This is a genomic window from Paraprevotella clara YIT 11840, from assembly GCF_000233955.1.
GTDB lineage: Bacteria > Bacteroidota > Bacteroidia > Bacteroidales > Bacteroidaceae > Paraprevotella > Paraprevotella clara.
The window spans coordinates 61,798-82,694 of record NZ_JH376578.1 but is presented as its reverse complement, the minus strand read 5'-3'; the positions used below and the strand labels follow the sequence as shown (position 1 = coordinate 82,694).

The 20,897-nt window shown below is 49.6% G+C and carries 19 protein-coding genes and 1 pseudogene; 16 read left to right on the top strand and 4 right to left on the bottom strand.

Features of this window, described 5'->3' with window-relative positions; translation table 11 throughout:
* From HMPREF9441_RS00810 to HMPREF9441_RS00785, 6 genes and pseudogenes are all read left to right on the top strand, one after another.
* Window positions 1-290 (top strand): annotated as a pseudogene (locus HMPREF9441_RS00810) (hypothetical protein); the annotation flags it as partial.
* On the top strand, window positions 287-2,503 hold the full coding sequence (locus tag HMPREF9441_RS00805; protein ID WP_087943178.1) for a peptidase domain-containing ABC transporter: 2,217 nt from the start codon (window positions 287-289) through the stop codon (window positions 2,501-2,503). The pseudogene HMPREF9441_RS00810 and the gene HMPREF9441_RS00805, both read left to right, overlap by 4 nt.
* Window positions 2,500-2,703, top strand: a complete 204-nt coding sequence (locus HMPREF9441_RS00800) for a hypothetical protein (protein ID WP_008616845.1) — start codon at window positions 2,500-2,502, stop codon at window positions 2,701-2,703. The genes HMPREF9441_RS00805 and HMPREF9441_RS00800 overlap by 4 nt, the downstream gene beginning before the upstream one ends.
* Window positions 2,703-4,133 carry a DUF707 domain-containing protein gene (locus HMPREF9441_RS00795; protein ID WP_244949542.1) on the top strand — a complete coding sequence of 477 codons (1,431 nt, stop codon included), beginning with the start codon at window positions 2,703-2,705 and terminating at the stop codon, window positions 4,131-4,133. Before HMPREF9441_RS00800 ends, HMPREF9441_RS00795 begins: the two co-directional genes overlap by 1 nt.
* A gap of 10 nt (window positions 4,134-4,143) precedes the next feature.
* Window positions 4,144-4,905, top strand: a complete 762-nt coding sequence (locus HMPREF9441_RS00790; RefSeq protein ID WP_008616843.1) for a hypothetical protein — start codon at window positions 4,144-4,146, stop codon at window positions 4,903-4,905.
* Window positions 4,906-4,933: 28 nt separating this feature from the next.
* Window positions 4,934-5,680: a hypothetical protein gene (locus HMPREF9441_RS00785; RefSeq protein WP_008616842.1), complete on the top strand. Its 747-nt coding sequence runs from the start codon at window positions 4,934-4,936 to the stop codon at window positions 5,678-5,680.
* Between the two features lie 35 nt (window positions 5,681-5,715).
* Here the strand turns inward: HMPREF9441_RS00785 and HMPREF9441_RS00780 are convergent, their stop codons facing one another.
* The 3 genes from HMPREF9441_RS00780 to ispE all read right to left on the bottom strand — a co-directional run bounded on the left by HMPREF9441_RS00780 (window position 5,716) and on the right by ispE (window position 7,792).
* Window positions 5,716-6,129, bottom strand: coding sequence for a type II toxin-antitoxin system VapC family toxin (locus HMPREF9441_RS00780; protein WP_008616841.1), 414 nt, complete (start codon window positions 6,127-6,129; stop codon window positions 5,716-5,718).
* Window positions 6,126-6,380, bottom strand: coding sequence for a hypothetical protein (locus HMPREF9441_RS00775; protein WP_008616840.1), 255 nt, complete (start codon window positions 6,378-6,380; stop codon window positions 6,126-6,128). Before HMPREF9441_RS00775 ends, HMPREF9441_RS00780 begins: the two co-directional genes overlap by 4 nt.
* 527 nt (window positions 6,381-6,907) lie before the next feature.
* A complete protein-coding gene (gene ispE / locus HMPREF9441_RS00770; RefSeq protein WP_039864701.1) occupies window positions 6,908-7,792 on the bottom strand; it encodes a 4-(cytidine 5'-diphospho)-2-C-methyl-D-erythritol kinase in 885 nt (294 codons plus the stop codon).
* Window positions 7,793-7,923: 131 nt separating this feature from the next.
* Here ispE and dnaB point away from each other — a divergent pair, with 131 nt between their 5' ends.
* The 5 genes from dnaB to HMPREF9441_RS00745 all read left to right on the top strand — a co-directional run bounded on the left by dnaB (window position 7,924) and on the right by HMPREF9441_RS00745 (window position 13,302).
* Window positions 7,924-9,483, top strand: coding sequence for a replicative DNA helicase (gene dnaB / locus HMPREF9441_RS00765; protein ID WP_039864699.1), 1,560 nt, complete (start codon window positions 7,924-7,926; stop codon window positions 9,481-9,483).
* A 127-nt stretch (window positions 9,484-9,610) separates the two neighbouring features.
* Window positions 9,611-12,118: a phenylalanine--tRNA ligase subunit beta gene (pheT, locus tag HMPREF9441_RS00760; RefSeq protein WP_008616834.1), complete on the top strand. Its 2,508-nt coding sequence runs from the start codon at window positions 9,611-9,613 to the stop codon at window positions 12,116-12,118.
* 8 nt (window positions 12,119-12,126) lie between these two features.
* Window positions 12,127-12,285 carry a hypothetical protein gene (locus tag HMPREF9441_RS18530; protein ID WP_008616832.1) on the top strand — a complete coding sequence of 53 codons (159 nt, stop codon included), beginning with the start codon at window positions 12,127-12,129 and terminating at the stop codon, window positions 12,283-12,285.
* Window positions 12,286-12,317: 32 nt separating this feature from the next.
* Window positions 12,318-13,049 carry a YebC/PmpR family DNA-binding transcriptional regulator gene (locus tag HMPREF9441_RS00750; protein ID WP_008616830.1) on the top strand — a complete coding sequence of 244 codons (732 nt, stop codon included), beginning with the start codon at window positions 12,318-12,320 and terminating at the stop codon, window positions 13,047-13,049.
* 1 nt (window position 13,050) lies between these two features.
* Window positions 13,051-13,302, top strand: a complete 252-nt coding sequence (locus HMPREF9441_RS00745; RefSeq protein WP_008616828.1) for a TIGR03905 family TSCPD domain-containing protein — start codon at window positions 13,051-13,053, stop codon at window positions 13,300-13,302.
* 123 nt (window positions 13,303-13,425) lie between these two features.
* Here HMPREF9441_RS00745 and HMPREF9441_RS00740 read toward each other — a convergent pair whose 3' ends face one another.
* Entirely contained in the window at window positions 13,426-13,851 is a 426-nt protein-coding gene (locus HMPREF9441_RS00740) for a hypothetical protein (protein ID WP_008616822.1), read from the bottom strand.
* 68 nt (window positions 13,852-13,919) lie between these two features.
* Between HMPREF9441_RS00740 and HMPREF9441_RS00735 the strand changes: the two genes are divergently transcribed.
* From HMPREF9441_RS00735 to HMPREF9441_RS00715, 5 genes are all read left to right on the top strand, one after another.
* Window positions 13,920-14,387, top strand: coding sequence for a C-GCAxxG-C-C family protein (locus HMPREF9441_RS00735; protein ID WP_008616820.1), 468 nt, complete (start codon window positions 13,920-13,922; stop codon window positions 14,385-14,387).
* A gap of 180 nt (window positions 14,388-14,567) precedes the next feature.
* A complete protein-coding gene (locus HMPREF9441_RS00730; protein WP_008616818.1) occupies window positions 14,568-14,768 on the top strand; it encodes a winged helix-turn-helix domain-containing protein in 201 nt (66 codons plus the stop codon).
* A 236-nt stretch (window positions 14,769-15,004) separates the two neighbouring features.
* The gene (gene gdhA, locus HMPREF9441_RS00725; RefSeq protein ID WP_008616816.1) at window positions 15,005-16,342 is read left to right on the top strand and encodes an NADP-specific glutamate dehydrogenase; all 1,338 of its coding nucleotides are present in this window, start codon (window positions 15,005-15,007) and stop codon (window positions 16,340-16,342) included.
* Window positions 16,343-16,482: 140 nt separating this feature from the next.
* Window positions 16,483-19,440 carry a PEP/pyruvate-binding domain-containing protein gene (locus HMPREF9441_RS00720; RefSeq protein WP_008616814.1) on the top strand — a complete coding sequence of 986 codons (2,958 nt, stop codon included), beginning with the start codon at window positions 16,483-16,485 and terminating at the stop codon, window positions 19,438-19,440.
* Window positions 19,441-19,656: 216 nt separating this feature from the next.
* Entirely contained in the window at window positions 19,657-20,886 is a 1,230-nt protein-coding gene (locus HMPREF9441_RS00715; RefSeq protein WP_244949541.1) for an MFS transporter, read from the top strand.
* Window positions 20,887-20,897: the final 11 nt, after the last annotated feature.

Sequence of the window (20,897 nt, the reverse complement as noted above, 5' to 3'; positions counted from 1 at the left end):
CGCGTATCAAGACCACCTTGTCGGCCGATGCCACAATGTACAGCCGCCGGGGCTATGGCAGTTCGGAACTGAACACGGATGACTTTGTGCTGAATGCCTCGCTCAGCCAACCGTTCTGGAAAGGCAAGCTCATTGCAAGGATTGAAGCTTTCGACCTGTTGCATCAGGTCTCTTCCACACAATATAGTGTCAATGCGCAAGGGCGTACCGAAACATGGTTTCGTTCTCTGCCCCATTACGTAATGTTGCATTTGGTGTTTCACTGGAACAAGAATCCTAAAAAGCCATGAATAAGTTTAAACGTTTTCCACATTTCAGGCAAAACAATACTTCCGATTGTGGTCCTACCTGTTTACGCATGATTGCGCGGTACTACGGTGTAGACTATACAGCGGAGATGTTGCGTCGTCATTGCCATGTTTCACGTCGTGGAGTCAATATGTTAGGCATAAGCGAAGGAGCGGAACATATCGGTTTGGATACGGTGGGGATGAAAATGACATTTAGCCAATTAGCGGAGGAGGGTGTATTTCCCTGTATCCTGTATTGGAACCAAAACCATTTTGTAGTTTGTTACGGTATAGAAAGAGATAAGGCGGGAAGTTATAAAATCCATATTTCAGATCCTGCCTCGCAACGCCTTACCTATACCCGAGAAGAATTTGAGCGATGTTGGATTGGAAGACGTGCCGAAGATAAAGGGTGCGGTGTGGTTTTGATGTTGGAGCCGGGGGATAATTGGGGAAAGGTGGAAGATGAATATCGGGAGAACAGCAGAAGCATTCTTTCGTTTACCCGTTATTTCGTGCCTTACCGCTGCATGATAGGCCAGTTGCTGTTGGCCATGCTTGTCGGGAGTTTGATACAGATGGTGTTGCCTTTCCTTTCGCAAGCGATGGTAGACCAAGGTATCAACGGGCGAAATTTGGATATCATCACCCTGATACTTTTGGCACAGTTGGGCTTTTTTGTGGCCACACTGAGTATCGACTACATCCGTTCGTGGATTATGCTGCACATGAATTCGCGTATCGATATTGCGCTGATTTCCGATTTCCTGATCAAACTTACGGCCATGCCCTTGCAGTTTTTTGATGCGCGCATGACGGGCGACATCTTGCAACGTATTGGAGACCATGGGCGGATAAAGAATTTTCTGTTGGGTAACAGTATGCGTATCGTGTTTTCGATAGTGAATTTCATTGTATATTTGGGTATATTGGCTTATTACAACACGGTGGTGTTGGTCATATTTCTCGTGGGCAATACTTTGTATGTGGCATGGATTTCGTTCTTTATGCGCTATCGGAGGGAACTTGATATCAAGCGGTTCAACCAGTCCGCTTTGGAACAGAGCAAGATGATACAGTTAGTACAGGGCATGCAGGACATCAAGCTCAATAATAGCGAACGCCAGAAGCGTTGGGAGTGGGAGCGGATACAGGTCAAGCTCTTTCAGATTGGCCTGAAAGGGCTTCGCATCGGGCAGGTACAGCAGTCCGGTTCGGTGTTTTTCACGCAAACCACGCATATACTTATTTATTATATCGCAGCGAAAGCCGTGGTGGACGGTTCGATGACTCTGGGTATGATGATGTCCCTGACCTACATTATCGGGCAGGTGTCGGCTCCGATTGGGGAGTTCATCGGTTTTGCACAGTCGTTCCAAGATGCGAAAATCAGTTTGGAACGGTTGAATGAGATACATTCGCAGGATGACGAAGAGACGGATATCGATAAAAAACTGGCCACGCTTCCTCAAAAAAGGGACATTTGCATTGAACGCCTTTCGTTCAGCTATACCGGTTCGGAGCGGGATTGGGCTTTGAAAGACGTTTCGCTCCATATTCCGGAGCGTCAGGTGACGGCTATCGTGGGCGAAAGCGGATGCGGAAAGACCACACTGATCAAACTGCTTCAGGGGTTCTATGAACCAACCCGTGGCAGTATCAAGGTGGGAGGAGTCAATCTCTCGGACATCAACCCTCATACTTGGCGTGCGGCCACTGGTTCGGTGATGCAGGACAGTTTTATCTTTTCCGATACCATAGAGGGGAATATTGCTTTCAATACAGACGAGGCGGATAAAGAACGTATGAAAAGTGCCGCCCGTATGGCGCGGATTGATGATTTTGTGGAGTCTCTTCCTTTGGGCTATGACACCGTCATCGGCATGGAGGGCAAGGGGGTGAGCCAAGGACAGCGGCAACGCATCCTGATAGCCCGTGCCATCTACAAGAATCCGGAGTATATTTTCCTCGACGAGGCGACCAATTCGCTCGATGCCACCAATGAAGCCCATATCATGGACAATCTGCATTGTTTCTACAAAGGACGTACGGTGGTGGTCAGTGCGCATCGCCTGAGTACCGTAAAGGATGCCGACCAAATCATCGTGATGGACAAGGGAAAGATTGTGGAGCGCGGCAACCATCAAAGCTTGTTGGAAAAACGGGGCAGGTATTATGAATTAGTGAAAAATCAAATGAGTGTCATGGCATGAAACAGCAGAAACAACATTGTCCGGAAGTAGAGCGGCTCATGGGGGGACGCTTGCCGTTTGTTACACGGCACGGCATAACCATCGTGGTCATTGTAATGGCATTGGTGTGTGCCGGATTGCTGTGGTCGGGAGGGCCGTCGCAGCAACTGATGAGGGATATTATGAAACATACAGTCCAACAAATTAAAAACAAAATATAATGAACCATTCCAATTGTGTGATTTCGGCAGTAGGGCGGAACAGCCTGCACCGTATGTGGCTGAAGGGGGAGTGCAATTTCGACTTGCACTTGGTGGTCTACGATGATTCCATGGAAGAGTTTCATGGAGACACGGAGTATATTTGCCACATCAAAGGATATAAGTTGAGAGTTATCTACCGGTATCTTGAAATGTATCCGGAGTTGAAAGAACGGTATGATTATTTCTTCTTTCCGGATGATGACATCCAAATGGATGCCGCGGCCATCAATACCCTGTTCGAGGCTATGCGGCGTTACCGCTTGCAGATTGCACAGCCGGCATTGCGTATGTCTTATTACACGTGGAGCCATACGTTGCAAGACAGATATTGCAAGTTGCGGTATATCAATTTCGTGGAAATGATGGTGCCGTGTTTCTCACGTGAGGCATTAAACAAAGTGTTGTTCACTTTTAATGAGAACGAGACGGGATGGGGGACGGAAACCCATTGGCCGGTGTTGATTGATGCTTCGCAAAGGGACATGGCCGTCATTGACGAAGTAAGCGTGGTGCATACGCGTCCCATCCAATCGGGACAGGCCATCCATAATAGGGAACTGGCTGCTTACTTACGAAAATATAACCTGTCTACCAAGGTGCTTCACTATGATTGCCTGCCTTCTGAAAGACGGTATTGCTGCGACAGGAATACCTTCAGGGAACTCTGTAACACGTTGGGGCATTGGATAGGGACGGAACGAATATCGGCTTTCTCGGCGGGTGAGGACGGATACTTCGGCTATGTACACTTCCTGTTCCTGTTTGCCCGTATGACACAGATGCGAAACTATGCGGACGCGGGTTATGATTTGTTGTGCAAGGCACAAGACAGTCTGGGGACGGTGATGCACGACATGACTTTCCGGAGCGGTATATGCGGATGTTGCTGGCTGATAGAATATCTGTCAAAAGAAGGGCTTATAGAGGAGAATCCCGAAGATTTGCTTGAAACGGTGGATGCGTATATCAGGCAAAATATCGGGGAAACGATGTCGGTGGAGGATTTAGCCGGAATAGGGCGTTATTACTTGGCCAAGATGCAGAACCGTCCTACGAAAGAACATCGTGATGACTGCGAGAGGATTGCCGTTTTGTTGCAAGGCCGAATGGGTGAGGAGGCTCCTGCGGTTACGGTAGATGCCCTTACGTTGATGCAGGCTTGCGGAATGGAAACGAGGGAACAACTTCGAGTATTGGAACGCAAAATAGAACGTATGGAGTGTACTCAGGTGGAACGTGTATATATGCTGTTCCGTCTTTATCTGTTGACGCACGACGGTTATTTCTTGGCAAGAGTGCAAGAGGGAATGAAAAACCTTCGGCAGCAGTTGATGACATTGGAAGATGCGGTAATGTTAGTTGAAATCATGTATCACACTGTAAAATAAGGAGAAGGCTATGAAGACGGCAATATTGTTTGTGACGCATATTTATAATGAGGATATAGAACGGCAAATCATCAAGTTACATGAAGAGACCAAGGACTTTGCCACATTGTATGTTGGCTTTCAGGCAGACAAGGTGCGAATCACGCTGCCGGATGGCATCCGTTCTTTCCCCTTCACCGTCAAGGAACTCAATGGGTTGGGGTATCGTTCGTGGGGATGTACTTTGATGGACGGGAATTTCCACTTCGTGATGTTGGACTTTTATCTCAAACATACCGGTTGTGACTATTATTGGCTTATAGAATATGATGTCCGTTTCAATGGGGATTGGAAAAACTATTTCGAGTTCTTTGCGGATAAGGATGACGATTTTATTTCTGCCCATATTGGAGACTTTTCCGGGGATACCCGATGGACAAGATGGAAAGAGATAGAATTGGTCAATATCAAACTGAATCATAAGATGTTGTTACGTTCTTTCAATCCGATATGCCGAATTTCAAATAGGGCACTTGCTTTGGGGCATGAACGTTGCAAATTGGGGGACAGAGGACATTACGAAGTGTTGTTGCCTACGTTGTTCAAATACTTCAATTTGAAAATATCCGATTTTGGGGGGAATGGCAGATTTATATACACCGGTTGTTCGGGATTGTTTTATACGGATGACCCGAATGATGTTTGCGGGGACAAATGTACTCATCGTTTCCGTCCTGCTCATACGGAGGGTGAAATGGCATTGTCTGGTATGATTTATCATCCGGTGAAGTAATAAACTAAAACAAGTAAGATAGAAGATAATGGAAAATTACAATCATAATTGTTTGGTCTTTGCCACACATAAATTGGACGAAGGCATATTGGATTACCTGGCTTACCTCAAAAAGGAAGTGGAAGGGGTGATGGACCTTTTGGTTTTATACGACCAATCTGCCCATCCGATAAAAGAAGATGATTACCCCGGATTTCGCTTCTGTTTTTTTGAGTCTGTCGGATTGAAAGGTTTTTTCCATCAGAATGAGAGGTTGCTACCCAACACTTTTGTAGCTTTGGCGGAATGTGCGGAACAATATCGTTACGACCATTACCTGCTGATGGAAAATGATATTGTGCTACATGGGGATTTTCGCCGTTTCGTCCAACGGGTCAATGTCGAGGACGCGGTGGATTATATCCATATTGCCACCGATGTGGAGGGCGGTCCGCAAAAACATTGGCCTGTCCGGTATATACAGGCCTGTCCTTTTGAGCATCTTTATTTCTCTTGGTGTCACATCTTGTATGTCAGTCATGGTTTCTTAACGGACGTGGCAGAGTTCATGACACGCAATGATTCCATCCATTACGAGTTCCTGCTGCCTACTATGGCGTATAATGGCAGGTATGTGGTTCGGCAGTTTGAAAACTTCGGCTACAATTTCCAAGTTTCCTGGGGACCGGCAGAACTTTACGAAAGCAAGTATATGAACGAGCGTATGCCCGATACGTTCTATCATCCGGTGAAAGATTTGAGTATCGTGGATTGGGGAGTTGGAGATATGCCCTAAAGGCGTATGGTCAAAAGTGGATAGGTCTTTTGGTGCTATTCCGCGCAGCGTGCCAGGAATTCGGCAGGGGTCATCACCGGGAGGACAAGACCGTTGAAGCCGGACTTGTCACGGGTGAGGATGAGGTCTGATCTGGATTGTACGGCAGAGAAGCATTGCACGGCATCCTCGAAGTCGGCGGCACGGGAGGTGAGGGCATCGTGGATGGTCTGCCGGTTGATGGGGGAGATTTCAAAGGCTGTTGCCAACCATTCCATTTTGGCCATCAGGGAATCTTTGGTATATGCCTTTCGCATGATGTAGGCGGCATTGACTACAGAAAGGGCAGACAATACGCCTTTAACCTGTCCCGAGAGGCAGATGCCGATGATGCTCGCGGCATCCTCGAAGAAAGGTTCACGTTTGTTCAGATAGTCTACGAGGACATTCGTGTCTAAGAATACTTTCATTTGGTGCGTTCCTCCCACATTTTTATTTGTTCGGCTTCCACGTCAATTTCCACAGGCAGGCGGTCGGCCACCATGTCGAGCACCTCGCGATTAGGCTTATATCCTTTGGAGATATGCGGGAACACCAACTTCTCCTTTTTCTTCTCCTCCCGAATCTGCTCGTACAGTTTGTCTGCTAGCCATTGCTTTTCGTCTGTGCTGAAGGACTGCAACTGGTTCAGGGTATCTTCCAGAAAGACCATTGTGTTCATATCGTTTTCTCCTTTATTGATTGTTCATGTGGTACAAAGTTACAATTATTCTTTTGCTGTGCAATGCTTTAGGAAGAAAAGATAGTTCGCCGTTTCACCGAACGGATGCCCGATACGTTCTATCATCCGGTGAAGGATTTGAGTATCGTGGATTGGGGAGCTGGAAGTATGCCTTAAGGAACGTGAAACGGCTGAAAAAATGACCGCTAAACGATTTTCCGTTCTCAGCCAAACGATTTTTCAATCTCAGCCAAGCGATTCTTGAATCGGCTGACATCGTTTGAGGCATGTATTGAAGGCTTTTTCCCGTCTTCCACCCCTTTCTATACGAGAATACAAAAAAAGGTTCGCATCCTTCATACTTCCTCAATGACAGCGACTTATGGTGAAGGCTCTGTGCTCTTGGCCTTCACCGTGCCTTCACGCGGATGCGTTTTCGCGGTGTGAAAACATCCTTCACCCTTTTTGCTTTGATACTGTCATTCAATGGCTTATGGTGAAGGATGTGGTGAGAAAGGGGCATTCACCTAAAGCAAGGCCTGAAAATAAAAGCTTCCCGGGAAAAGCCTGCGCATATCCGTTTCTTCCGGTGCCGTCCGGAAAAGGCCGAAAACGCTCGAACCCGAACCGCTCATGGAAGCGTATGCCGCTCCCCGGTCGTACAGCCGTGCCTTAATGTCTGTGATTTCGGGATGGAGGGCAAAGACTCCTTCTTCGAAATCGTTCGTCAGGAGGTTTTTCCATTTCTCTACGGGGCGGCGGATGATGTCTGTGATAGGCGTTTCGGGTCTTCGGGGGATGATTCGGGCGTAGGCTTCTTTCGTGGACACGAAGATGTCGGGCTTCACTAAAACGAGATGCCAGCCGGAGAGTGAAAGGCCGATAGGAGTGAAGATATTGCCGATGCCCGTGGCAAATACCGGACGGTTGCGCACGAAGAAAGGACAGTCGGCTCCCAAACCGGTCACGCGTTCTTCAAGTTCGTTGTCGAACAGGCCGAGGTTAAACATTTGGTTGAGGCTTTTCATCGTATGAGCTGCGTCCGACGAGCCGCCCCCTAAGCCTGCGCCCGACGGGATTTGCTTATGCAACGATATATAAAGGTGGGGGAGTGCATAATGTTCCCGTATCAGGCGCAGGCCCTTGATGAGCAGGTTCTGCTCCGGCGGACAGTCGATGTCGATGCCGCCCGACCGGAATGTATAATCTTCCGTGGAGTGTTCTTGCAGGGGAATGTCGTTGGGGAAAATACCCTCCGGACGGTGGCTGTCCGTTCCGGCGTCCGTACTGAATTGCAACGTGTCGCACAGCGGGATGGGGTAGAATACGGTTTCCAGGTTATGGTAACCGTCGGGACGGCGTTCCGTGACGTTCAGTCCCAAATTGATTTTAGCGTTGGGATGGCAAATCATAATATGATGTTTTATGTATGCAAAGGTAAGCAATGTTTGGAAACGGTAGATAAAATGTTCATAAAAGAATGTGGTCCGGAGGCTTTTTTAGGAGGGAAAGGATTATCTTTGCACGTAAAATCAGACTTGATATGGCAGAACCGAGAAAGACAGGGCGGCGCACTTCCGCGCGCGCTAAAGTGAACGTGCCGGAGGAGGATGCCTACGGACATGTACAGCCGCAGGCTCTTGAATTTGAAGAGGCTGTGTTGGGCGCATTGATGATAGAGCAGGATGCCTATTCGCAGGTGAGCGAGATATTGCGTCCCGAGAGTTTTTACGATCATCGCCACCAGCTTATCTATGAGGCCATCCGCACGCTGAACCTCCAGCAGAAGCCGGTGGATATCCTGACGGTGACGGAACACCTGAATACCATGGGCAAACTGGAGGAAGTGGGCGGCCCGTTCTATATCACGCAACTGAGCGGCAAAGTGGCTTCTTCCGCCCATATCGAATACCATGCCCGTATCATCGCGCAGAAATTCCTGGCACGCGAGCTGATTACTTTCACCAGTCTGGTACAGACGAAGGCTTTTGACACGACGGTGGATGTGGACGACCTGATGCAGGAGGCCGAGGGAAAGCTCTTTGAGATTTCGCAACAGAACATGAAGAAAGACTATACGCAAATCAATCCCGTGATTCGCGAGGCTTACGACATGTTGCAGAAGGCGGCGGCGCGCAGCGACGGATTGAGCGGGTTGAGCAGCGGCTTCGAAAAGTTGGACAAGATGACTTCCGGTTGGCAAAACTCCGATTTGGTCATCATTGCAGCCCGTCCGGCCATGGGAAAGACGGCTTTCGTGCTCTCCATGGCCAAGAAGATGGCGGTGGACATGAAGATTCCGGTAGCCATGTTCTCGTTGGAAATGAGCAACGTGCAGTTGGTCAACCGTATGATTGTCAACGTGTGCGAGATTCCGGGCGAGAAATTGAAAAGCGGGCAGTTGGCGCCTTACGAATGGTCGCAGTTGGATAATAAAATCACCCAACTGTATGATGCCCCGTTTTATGTGGACGATACGCCGTCGCTGTCCGTTTTCGAGTTGCGTACGAAAGCCCGCCGTTTGGTGCGCGAGCATGGGGTCAAGATTATCCTGATAGACTATCTCCAGTTGATGAATGCCAGTGGAATGTCGTTCGGCAGCCGTCAGGAAGAGGTCAGCACCATTTCGCGTTCGCTCAAGGGGCTGGCCAAGGAATTGAACATACCGATTATTGCGCTGAGCCAGTTGAACCGTGGGGTGGAGAACCGTGAGGGTATAGACGGCAAGCGTCCGCAGTTGAGCGACTTGCGTGAATCCGGTGCCATCGAGCAGGATGCCGATATGGTTTGTTTTATCCATCGCCCCGAATATTACAAGATTTACCAGGACGAAAAGGGGCACGACCTGCACGGCATGGCGGAAATCATCATCGCCAAGCACCGTAACGGTGCCGTGGGCGACGTGTTGCTGAAGTTCCGTGGGGAATACGCCCGTTTCCAGGATCCGGAAGAAGACGCCTATGTGCCCATGCCGGGCGAGGCCGTGGCTTTCGGTGCCGGACAGGGAGAGGATGTACCTTTGCCTGCGGCCGACATGGTGCCTCCGTCGGATGCGGCGTCTCCTTTCGGTGCGCCTCTGCCCGAAGGTCCTCTTCCATTTTGACAACGTGGGAACGGGGTGTGGACGAAACTCACTGGTTGCTTGAGGCTTTGTCTGCATTCCCTTTGGTGGATTGCCTGAAAAAGTGTAATTTTGCGCGTTATTTCGAAATAAATTAAAATCTTAAGATATGAATATCTCTTATAATTGGCTGAAAGAGTATGTCGATTTTGAATTGACGGCTCAGGAAGTGGCCGATGCGTTGACGTCGGAAGGCCTGGAAGTGGGTTGCGTGGAGGAAGTGCAGCCGGTGAAGGGCGGTTTGCAGGGATTGGTCATCGGCGAGGTGCTGACTTGCGTGCCCCATCCCAATTCAGACCACATGCACGTATGTACGGTGAATCTCGGCGAGGGAGAACCGGTACAGATTGTATGCGGTGCGCCGAACGTGGCAGCCGGACAGAAAGTGGTGGTGGCCACGCTAGGTTGCAAATTGTATGACGGCGACGAATGTTTTACCATCAAGAAATCCAAGTTGCGCGGGGTGGAAAGCCACGGAATGATTTGTGCCGAAGATGAAATCGGTATCGGTACGGACCACAACGGCATCATCGTGTTGCCCGAGACGGCTGTACCCGGAACCCCGGCAGCGGAATACTATAACCTGAAGAGCGACTATCTTATCGAAGTGGACATTACGCCCAACCGTGCGGACGCCTGCTCGCATTACGGTGTGGCTCGCGACCTGTATGCCTGGTTGGTGCAGAACGGCCACAAGACGGCTTTGCACCGTCCGTCGTGCGACGGTTTTAAGGTGGACAGCCACGAGCTGGACATAGACATCGAAGTGCAGAACGCGGAGGCATGCCCCCGTTATGCCGCCGTGACGCTCCGGAATTGCGAGGTCAAGGAAAGTCCGGAATGGTTGCAAGACAAATTGCGCACGATCGGTCTGCGCCCCATCAACAATATCGTGGATGTGACGAATTACATCATGTTCGCCTACGGACAGCCTTTGCACTGTTTCGATGCCGATATGATCAAAGGGGGCAAAGTGGTGGTGAAGACCATGCCGGAAGGTACGCCTTTCGTGACGCTCGACGGCGAGGAACATAAGTTGAGCGACCGAGATTTGGCTATCTGCAACGTGGAAGAGCCGATGTGTATCGCCGGTGTGTTCGGCGGAAAAGGGAGTGGAACGTATGAAACGACCCGTAACGTATTGCTGGAAAGTGCTTATTTCAATCCGACGTGGATTCGCAAGAGTGCACGCCGTCATGGTTTGAGCACCGATGCTTCTTTCCGTTTCGAGCGGGGTATCGACCCGAATGGTGTGATTTACGCCTTGAAACAGGCTGCCATGTTGTGCAAGGAACTGGCAGGCGGGGAAATAGCCATGGAGATTAAGGATGTATATCCCAATCCGTTGCCCGATTTCGTGGTGGATTTGAATTATGAATATGCTTACGGCCTGATGGGGAAAAACATCGGGGCGGATACGGTGAAAAGCATTGTGACGAGTCTGGAGATGAAGATTCTGGAGGAAACGGCCGAAGGGCTGAAACTTCAGGTGCCGGCCTACCGTGTGGACGTGCAGCGTCCGTGCGATGTGGTGGAGGACATCTTGCGCGTGTACGGGTATAATAATGTGGAAATACCTTCGGCGGTGCGCTCTACGCTGAATGTCAAAGGCGATGATGACAAAAGCCACAAGTTGCAGAATCTAGTGGCAGAACAGTTGGTGGGATGCGGTTTCAATGAAATCCTGAACAATTCTTTGCAGCGTGCGGCCTATTATGACGGGATGGAGAGTTATCCGGCCTCGCATTTGGTGAAACTGATGAATCCGTTGAGTTCCGACCTGAACGCGATGCGCCAGACGCTGTTGTTCGGGGGCTTGGAATGTATTGCGCACAACGCCAACCGCAAGAACGCGGATTTGAAGTTCTTCGAGTTCGGAAATTGCTACTATTTCCGCGAAGAGAATAAATGTCCCGATATCGTTTCCGGCGTGAGCAGCAGTCGTGACCCGGAGGTCATCCAACACGTTTTGGACGCTTATTCGGAAGACTATCACCTCGGGCTGTGGGTGACGGGCAAGCGGGTGAGCGGTTCGTGGGCGCATCCTGACGAAGACAGTTCTTTCTATGAACTGAAAGCTTACGTGCTGAATATCCTGACCCGTCTGGGTGTGAATTTCGGTGCATTGGTTTTTGCGCCGAGCCGTAACGATATCTATTCAAAAGGTATCGAGATTCAAAACCGTGGCGGTAAGGTTTTGGCCATGTTGGGTATCGTGAGCCGTAAAATCCAGAAGATGATGGATGTGGATCATGAAGTGTATTATGCCGACCTGAACTGGAAACTTCTGATGAAGGCCATCCGCAACAACAAGATCAGTTATACCGAGATCGGCAAGTTCCCTGCCGTAAGCCGCGATTTGGCTCTCTTGTTGGACAAGGGCGTGGAATTTGCCGAAATAGAAAAGGTGGCTTATTCCACAGAGAAGAAGTTGCTGAAGGAAGTGACGCTCTTCGATGTCTACGAAGGGAAGAATCTGGAAGCTGGGAAGAAGAGTTACGCCGTGAACTTCGTGCTGCAAGATGAAACGAAGACCTTGAATGACAAGCAAATCGACGCGATTATGAATAAGCTGATTGCGAACTTGCAGGCTAAGTTGGGGGCGAAACTGAGATAACCCGCGATATGAAAGGATTAGTCGTAGCCAAGGTCATATATTATGTGTTGGTGTTTTGCTGGTTGTTGCAGATCACCCTTCAGGGGTACACGCGTGCATTGATTGTCCCTACGGTAGTGCTTATCGTATATGGCCTGGTGCTCAACTATAAAATGAGAAAGAAATAGATAGAAATCATCATATTTAAAATTTAATTCCAATGGGAAGAGCGTTTGAATATAGAAAGGCTGCAAAGCTGAAAAGATGGGGCCACATGGCCAAGACATTTACAAAATTGGGTAAACAAATCGCCATAGCCGTAAAGGCCGGCGGACCGGAACCCGAAAACAATCCTACGTTACGTTCGATTATTGCGACTTGCAAACGTGAGAACATGCCGAAGGATAACATCGAGCGTGCCATCAAAAATGCGATGGGCAAGGATCAGAGCGAATATAAGAACATGACTTACGAAGGATACGGCCCCCACGGTATCGCCGTATTCGTGGATACTTTGACCGATAACCCGACACGTACGGTGGCAGATGTCCGTTCGGTGTTCAACAAGTTCTCCGGGACGTTGGGTACGATGGGTTCTTTGGCCTACTTGTTCGACCATAAGTGTGTATTCACCTTCAAGAAGCCGGCTACGGTGGACATGGATGAGTTGATTCTCGACCTGATAGATTTCGGGGTGGAAGAGGATTACGACATGGACGAAGAGGAAGGCACGATTACGATTTACGGCGACCCGAAGAGCTACGGTGCCATCCAGAAGCATCTGGAAGAGCAGGGCTTCGAGGATGTCGGCGGTGAATTCACTTATATCCCGAACGATTTGAAGGACGTGTCGGCCGAAGAGCGTGAAACGTTGAACAAGATGGTAGAGAAACTGGAAGAGTTCGACGACGTGCAGACGGTTTACACGAATATGAAGCCTGAAGGAGAATAAAATGAAAACGGTTTATCAGACGGAGGGTACCTGTTGCAGGCAGATAGAACTGGAGGTCGACGGTGACGTGGTGAAGTCCGTGCGCTTTTTGGGCGGTTGCCACGGAAATCTTCAGGGCATTGCCCGGTTGGTCGAAGGGATGAATGTGGCAGATGTGGTAAGCCGTTTGAGCGGCATCCGTTGCGGCATGAAGCCAACTTCATGTCCGGACCAATTATCTTTGGCTCTGCGGCAGGCCGTTTCCCGGTCTTGATGGCATGGGATGATAAAGGAATCCTCCCCGTCCTTACCTTATATTATATAGAGGTAGGGACGGGGAGGATTCGTGTCGTGGCGTAAGTCGGGTGTTTAGCCTGACTCCCATTGTTTTTAAAGGTTAGCGGTCCGGGCTATAGTTGCTGTCATAATCTTCCGGGGTAAATCGTGCCTGAAAGCGCACTTTTCCCGATGCCTTGGAATAATAGTAATAGGAAAAGCTGATACCTTTTTCTTTGTAGGACTTCAAATCCACGGAGTTGACTACGTTTTTGCGCAAGAGATCCTTGAGGGATTCGCAGGCTTGAGCGTTCATCACCGTGTCGTTGTCCAAAACTCCTTCCAAAGTATAATAATAATTGAGTGTGCGCGAATGGTCATCATACGTGAGGCTGTCCATAAGGGTGTACTGGTCCATTCTCCGGGGGCATTGCTTTTCCGTGTATTCCCGTGCTTCGCGGGCACAACGTTCGTCGAAACTCTCAAAATGGCAGGCACAGAACCCCAACAGCGCACCCAGTAAAAGTGTGGTATTAATCTTTTTCATATCTGATGGTTTTACGCGCGAAATTAATTTATTCTTTGTAATTTTGCAAATCAATCCATTGAAATGATATGAAAGACAAAGAGGAAAGGATTGCCCGTGCAGTGGCATATTTCAAAGAAGGTTATAATTGTTCGCAGTCCGTAGTGGCGGCTTTTGCAGATTTGTACGGCTTTACGCACGAACAGGCTTTGCATATATCCGCTTCGTTCGGTGGAGGGATAGGCCGTATGCGGCTCACCTGCGGAGCGGTCTGCGGCATGTTCCAGTTGGCGGGATTGGAAGTGGCAGCCATGGAAGGCAAAGACCGTGAGACGAAATCGCGGAATTATGCCATTGTGCAAGAGCTTGCCGCCAGGTTCAAAGCCGAAAACGGTTCCATAACCTGCGGGGAATTGTTGGGGTTGAAACGGGATGCACCGGTCAGCAACCAGGCAGAAGCCCGTACGGCGGCTTATTATGCCAAGCGTCCTTGTCCGAAGATGGTAGAGTCGGCAGCCCGCATTTTTGCTGATTATTTGGACTCTATCGGTCGTTGATGTCAATGTTTTGCCACATAGTACACCTAAAAAACCTTTTTTACGTTAAAATAGTGTATAAACCTGCAACTATTTTAAGTTTTTTTATATAGCATACAAATAAAATATTACCTTTGTATGTATTTATGAAAGAATATCCTTTGAGAGGATGAGATTATTAACTAAAAGTATTTGAGTATTATGTTTGAAAATGCTGGTGAAGTGGCAGGCCTCGTATGGAATGCCTTGAATGAGAGTGCACCGTTGAGTGCAAAAGATCTGAAGAAAGCAGCAAAAGTGAAAACAGACAAAGAATTGTATCTTGCACTGGGCTGGTTGCTTCGTGAAGATAAATTGGTTGTTGCAGGCACGGAAAAAGAACCCGTATTCTCTTTGAAGTAATAAAGGGGACTTTAATCGACTGACAAGAAAGCATGTCGTAAGCGCAGAATCCTTCGTTTTAGGCGGAGGAAAGAACGCTTAAGACATGTTTCTTTTTTTGTGGTACTTCTGTTTTTGACATTTTGGTATCTGTATAGGATATTTAATCCTTTATTTCTTGCTTTTGTTGACTCGTTTTTGTAGATTTGCCCCAGTGTTAGTCAACATAATGTTAGATGTCCTTAAAATTGTAGGCTATGGATATTCAGAAAATAATGGCTCAGCTTGAGGCCAAGCATCCTGGTGAAAAGGAGTATTTGCAAGCAGTTCATGAAGTGCTTATCTCCATAGAAGACGTGTATAATCGCCATCCTGAATTTGAACGTGCCAAATTAATCGAGCGACTGGTGGAGCCGGAACGCATCATTGTGTTCAGAGTACCTTGGGTGGACGACAAGGGAGAGGTTCAGGTCAACTTGGGTTATCGGGTACAGTTCAACAGTGCCATCGGCCCGTATAAGGGCGGATTGCGTTTCCATGCTTCCGTAAATCTTTCCATATTGAAGTTCCTCGGTTTTGAGCAGACGTTCAAAAATGCGTTGACTACACTGCCCATGGGAGGAGGTAAGGGAGGTTCCGATTTTTCGCCACGAGGCAAGAGCGATGCCGAAATCATGCGTTTCTGTCAGGCTTTCATGAACGAGCTTTATCGCTATATCGGTCCGGAAATCGACATTCCGGCCGGTGATATCGGTGTGGGAGCGAGAGAAGTGGGCTACCTTTTCGGGCAGTATAAGAAACTTACGCGGGATTGGAGCGGTGTGCTCACCGGAAAAGGGCTTGAATTCGGCGGTTCGTTGGTGCGCCCCGAGGCCACCGGCTATGGAGGGCTCTATTTTGTGCGTGAAATGTTGGCCGACAAAGGTATCGACATCCGGGGCAAGCGCGTGGCCATCAGCGGATTCGGCAATGTAGCCTGGGGCGCTGCCCAAAAGGCCACACAGATGGGCGCCAAGGTGGTGACTATTTCCGGTCCCGACGGATACATTTATGACGAAGACGGGCTCGACGAAGAAAAGATTGCTTACATGTTGGAACTTCGCGCGAGCGGGAACGACATTTGCAGCCCGTATGCGGAACGCTTCGCGGGGGCTAAGTTCGTGGCAGGCCGCCGTCCGTGGGAAGTGAAGTGCGATATCGCTTTGCCGTGCGCTACGCAAAACGAGCTGAACGGAGAAGATGCCCGGCATCTTATCGAAAACGGAGTGATATGCGTGGGCGAAATCTCCAATATGGGATGTACGCCCGAGGCTATCGACGCGTTTATTGCCCATAAGATGCTCTACGCTCCGGGCAAGGCTGTCAACGCCGGCGGTGTAGCCACGTCCGGATTGGAGATGAGCCAAAATGCCATGCACCTCAGTTGGTCGGCAGAAGAGGTGGACCGTAAGCTTCATGCTATTATGCACGGTATTCATGAGCAGTGTGTGAAATACGGTACTGAGCCGGACGGTTATGTCAATTATGTGAAAGGAGCCAATGTGGCTGGATTCATGAAAGTGGCCAAGGCCATGATGGCTCAAGGAGTGGTATAGGTAGTTTTGTCATGAGGTAGAAAGGGGAGCGGTGCCGGAAAGAATCATTTCCGGTACCGCTTTTTTGTGCCGCATTTTTTGCATGCCTGCGGATTTTTGTGTTTATTTGTTTTCGCAATCAGAGATTAGACCAAGCTATTATGACAGACGATAATAATAAAGAATGCCCGCTCTTGCGGGATACCGCTTTTGTGGACCTGATGAAGCGGCGCATTTTCAATGTGCTACTCATTGCCAACCCGTATGACGCTTTCATGTTGGAGGATGACGGACGGGTGGAGGAAAAGATTTTCGATGAATACGTGAAGTTGGGTTTGCGTTATCCGCCCCGTTTTTTTCAAGTCGCTTCGCAGGAGGAAGCGGAAGAAGAGCTGGGAAAGACCAGTTTTGATTTGATTATCTGTATGCCCGGTACGGACAATAACGACGTGTTCGACATCGCGCGGGGCATCAAGACGGACAATCCCACGGTACCTATCGTCGTGCTGACTCCGTTCAGTCACGGTATAAGGAAAAGCATGCAGAACATGGATTTTTCCATCTTCGATTATGTGTTTTGCTGGTTGGGCAATACAGACTTGTTACTCTCTATCATCAAACTGATAGAAGACAAAATGAACCTGGAGAACGACGTGGCAGCCGGGGTGCAGATGATACTGCTGGTAGAAGACTCCATCCGTTTCTATTCCTCCATCCTGCCCAACCTCTATCGGTTCGTACTCCAGCAAAGTCTGGAGTTCTCTACCGAAGCATTGAATGCCCAACTCGAGACCTTGCGGATGAGGGGGCGTCCGAAAATCGTGCTGGCCCGTACGTATGAAGAGGCCTGGGACTTGTACACCCGTCATAAGGAGAACACGTTGGGGGTCATCAGCGACTGCCGTTTTCCCCGTGACGGGAAGACGGACGAGATGGCCGGGTACAAGCTGTTGTCGGCCATCCGTGCCGAAGACGAGTTCGTGCCGCTGATTATGGAGTCTACGGAGGCCGACAAAAGCGGCTGGGCCGAGAAATGCGGGGCGCATTTCATCGACAAGAGTTCCAAGAAGATAGGGGTGGACCTCCGTCGTTTGGTACGCCGTCATTTCGGGTTCGGTGATTTCGTCTTCCTCGACCCGAACACAATGGAAGAAGTGGCGCGCATCAAAAACCTGAAAGACCTTCAGAACAACATTTTCACCTTGCCCAAGGAATCACTCCTTTACCATATTACGCGCAATAACGTGTCGCGTTGGTTATGCTCGCGGGCATTGTTCCCTATATCCGAGTTCCTGAAGCACATCACGTGGGATTCGCTGCAAGACGTGGATGCCCACCGTCAAATCATATACGACGCGATTGTGAGCTACCGCCGGATGAAGAACCAAGGCGTAGTGGCCGTGTTCCACCGCGACCGTTTCGACCGTTTCAGCAATTTCGCACGTATCGGTGAAGGCTCGTTGGGCGGAAAAGGGCGTGGCCTGGCCTTCCTGGATCACATCATCAAGCAGCATCCCGAATTGAACGCGTTCGACAATGCAGATGTCATGATACCCAAAACGGTGGTGCTCTGTACGGACATCTTCGACGAGTTCATGGACACGAACGAACTTTACCAGATTGCGCTTTCGGACATTCCCGACGAAGAGATTCTCCGTGCATTCTTGCAAGCCCGGCTTCCCGAACGCCTGATCGGCGACTTGGAGGCCTATCTCGATGTCGTGCGCCAGCCCATTGCCATCCGCTCCTCTTCCTTGCTCGAAGATGCACATTACCAGCCTTTTGCCGGGATATACTCCACCTATATGATACCTTATGTGGAGAGTCGCGACGTGCGGCTGAAGATGTTGCGCGATGCCATCAAGGGGGTATATGCTTCGGTGTTCTACCGCGATAGCAAGGCGTATATGACGGCTACAAGCAACGTCATCGACCAGGAAAAAATGGCGGTGATTCTTCAGGAGGTGGCCGGAAATCGTTACGGCGACCGTTTCTATCCGAACATCTCCGGTGTGGCCCGTTCGGTGAACTACTACCCCATAGGGGACGAGCAAGCCGAAGACGGCACGGTAAATCTGGCGCTCGGGCTCGGGAAGTACATCGTGGATGGCGGTATGAACCTGCGGGTTTGTCCGGCTCATCCCGACAAGGTGCTGCAGACGAGCGAGATGGAAATAGCCTTGCGCGAGACGCAGACGCGGTTTTATGCCCTCGAAATGAAAGCCGTGGAGGAGGATTTCAGGGTGGACGACGGTTTCAACCTGTTGAAGCTTCCGGTCAAGGAAGCCGAACAGGACGGTTCGCTGCAATTCATTGCTTCCACGTACGACCCCTATGACATGGTGATTCGCGACGGTATTTACGACGGAGGACGTAAACTCGTCACCTTCTGCGGCGTGTTGCAACAGGGGGTGTTTCCCCTTCCGGAGCTTTTGCGGCTGATTCTGAAACTTGGGCGTGAGAGCATGCGCCGCGAGGTGGAGATAGAATTTGCCGTGAAGCTGAATCCCGACCGTACTGGGGTGTTCTATTTGTTGCAGATACGTCCGATGGTGGACAATAAGATGATGCTCGACGAAGACTTGACGGAGATTCCCGATGAGAAGACGCTGATACGTTCGCATAACGCCATCGGCCAAGGGGTGAGCAATGAAGTCTACGATGTGGTCTATGTGAAGACCGACGATTATTCCGCCTACAACAATCCGGCCATAGCCGACGAGATAGACCGTATCAACCGCCGCTTCCTGGAGGAGGGGCGCAACTATGTATTGGTCGGCCCGGGACGGTGGGGCAGTAGCGACCCTTGGTTAGGCGTTCCGGTGAAATGGCCCAATATTTCAGCCGCCCGCGTCATTGTGGAGTCTGGGTTGACGAATTACCGTGTAGACCCCAGCCAAGGCACACACTTCTTCCAAAACCTGACCAGTTTCGGCGTGGGATATTTTACGGTGAATGACTTTTTGGGCGACGGGGTATACAACCAGGCTTTCCTGAACAGCCAACCGGCCGTGGAAGAAACGGCTCACGTGCGTCACGTGCGCTTTTCCTCTCCCGTGGTCATCAAGGTGGACGGGATGAAAAAAGAAGGAGTGGTCATGCTTCCCGGAGTGGAATAGTAAGGATTTATGGCTTATTGGTAGAATAAGAATACGAATTTTGTAAATGATTGGTTGATAGATGTTTGAGACAATGCTGAGAGCCTCTTGTTTTTCTCCGCAGAATGAAAAATCGTTTGCAGGAGAATGAGAAATCGTTTGCCTGAGATTGATTTTCATTTCTCAGGCGAACGATTTTGCTTGTTCGGATTGTCTGTATATATGAAAAAGTACGATATGACGATAAGAACCTTATGCGCCCGTATCAAAGGGCAGCCCGACGTGACGGAGGGCACGGCTTATGCCATTTTGTTCACCATCAGTTTTGCCCATTTGTTGAACGACATGATACAGTCGGTCATTCCGGCCATTTATCCGATGATAAAGGATAAGTTCGGGTTTTCCTTTGCGCAGATTGGTGTCATTACGCTGGTGTTCCAGTTGACTTCCTCCATCCTGCAACCTTTTGTGGGGCGTTATGCCGACCGTCATCCCCGTCCTTATGCACTCTCGTTGGGCATGTGTTTCACGTTGGCCGGATTGTTGTTGCTTTCTTTTGCTTATAATTTTATGCTGATACTTCTGGCCGTGAGCATCATCGGATGGGGCTCGTCCGTTTTTCATCCGGAGGCGTCGCGCGTGGCGCAGTTGGCTTCGGGCGGTAAAAAGAGTTTGGCACAGTCTATTTTCCAAGTGGGAGGAAATGGCGGCAGTGCTATCGGGCCTTTGCTGGCAGCCTTGATTATCATACCTTTCGGACAGCCTGCTATCAGTTGTTTTGCCATGGCGGCAGTGCTGGCTTCTTTGATATTGGCAAGGGTGGGGCGATGGTATGGCATGAAGCTGGCCACCGTCACAAGGCAGCGTCATGCTGTTTCTGCGGTGGCAGGCGGGCTGTCGAAAAGCCGGGTCCGGACGTCGCTTTTGATTCTTGTCGTGCTGATATTCTCGAAATACTTTTATATCTCTTGCATGACGAGCTATTTCACGTTCTTCTTGATGGACAAGTTCGGTATGTCCGTACAGCATTCCCAAGTCTGTTTGTTCGCCTTTCTGGCGGCATTGGCTGTCGGGACTTTGTTCGGTGGAGTGTTGGGCGACCGATTCGGGCGTAAGTATGTGATATGGGGCTCCATTCTCGGTGCGGCTCCCTTTGCGCTCGTTTTGCCTTACGTCGGTTTGTTCTGGACCATTACGGTAGCGGTGATAACCGGGTTGGTTATCGCTTCGGCTTTCTCGGCCATTCTGGTTTATGCCACGGATTTGATGCCGGGGAAAGTGGGGATGATTTCGGGCATTTTCTTTGGCTTGATGTTCGGGTTGGGCGGAATCGGTTCGGCCTTTTTCGGTTGGTTGGCCGATAGGACCAGTATAGATTTCATTTTCCGGGTGAGTGCTTGGTTGCCTTTGCTGGGCATCATCGCGGGTTTTCTGCCTGATATGAAAGAGAAAAAACGAATTTTATAAGTTAATCATGA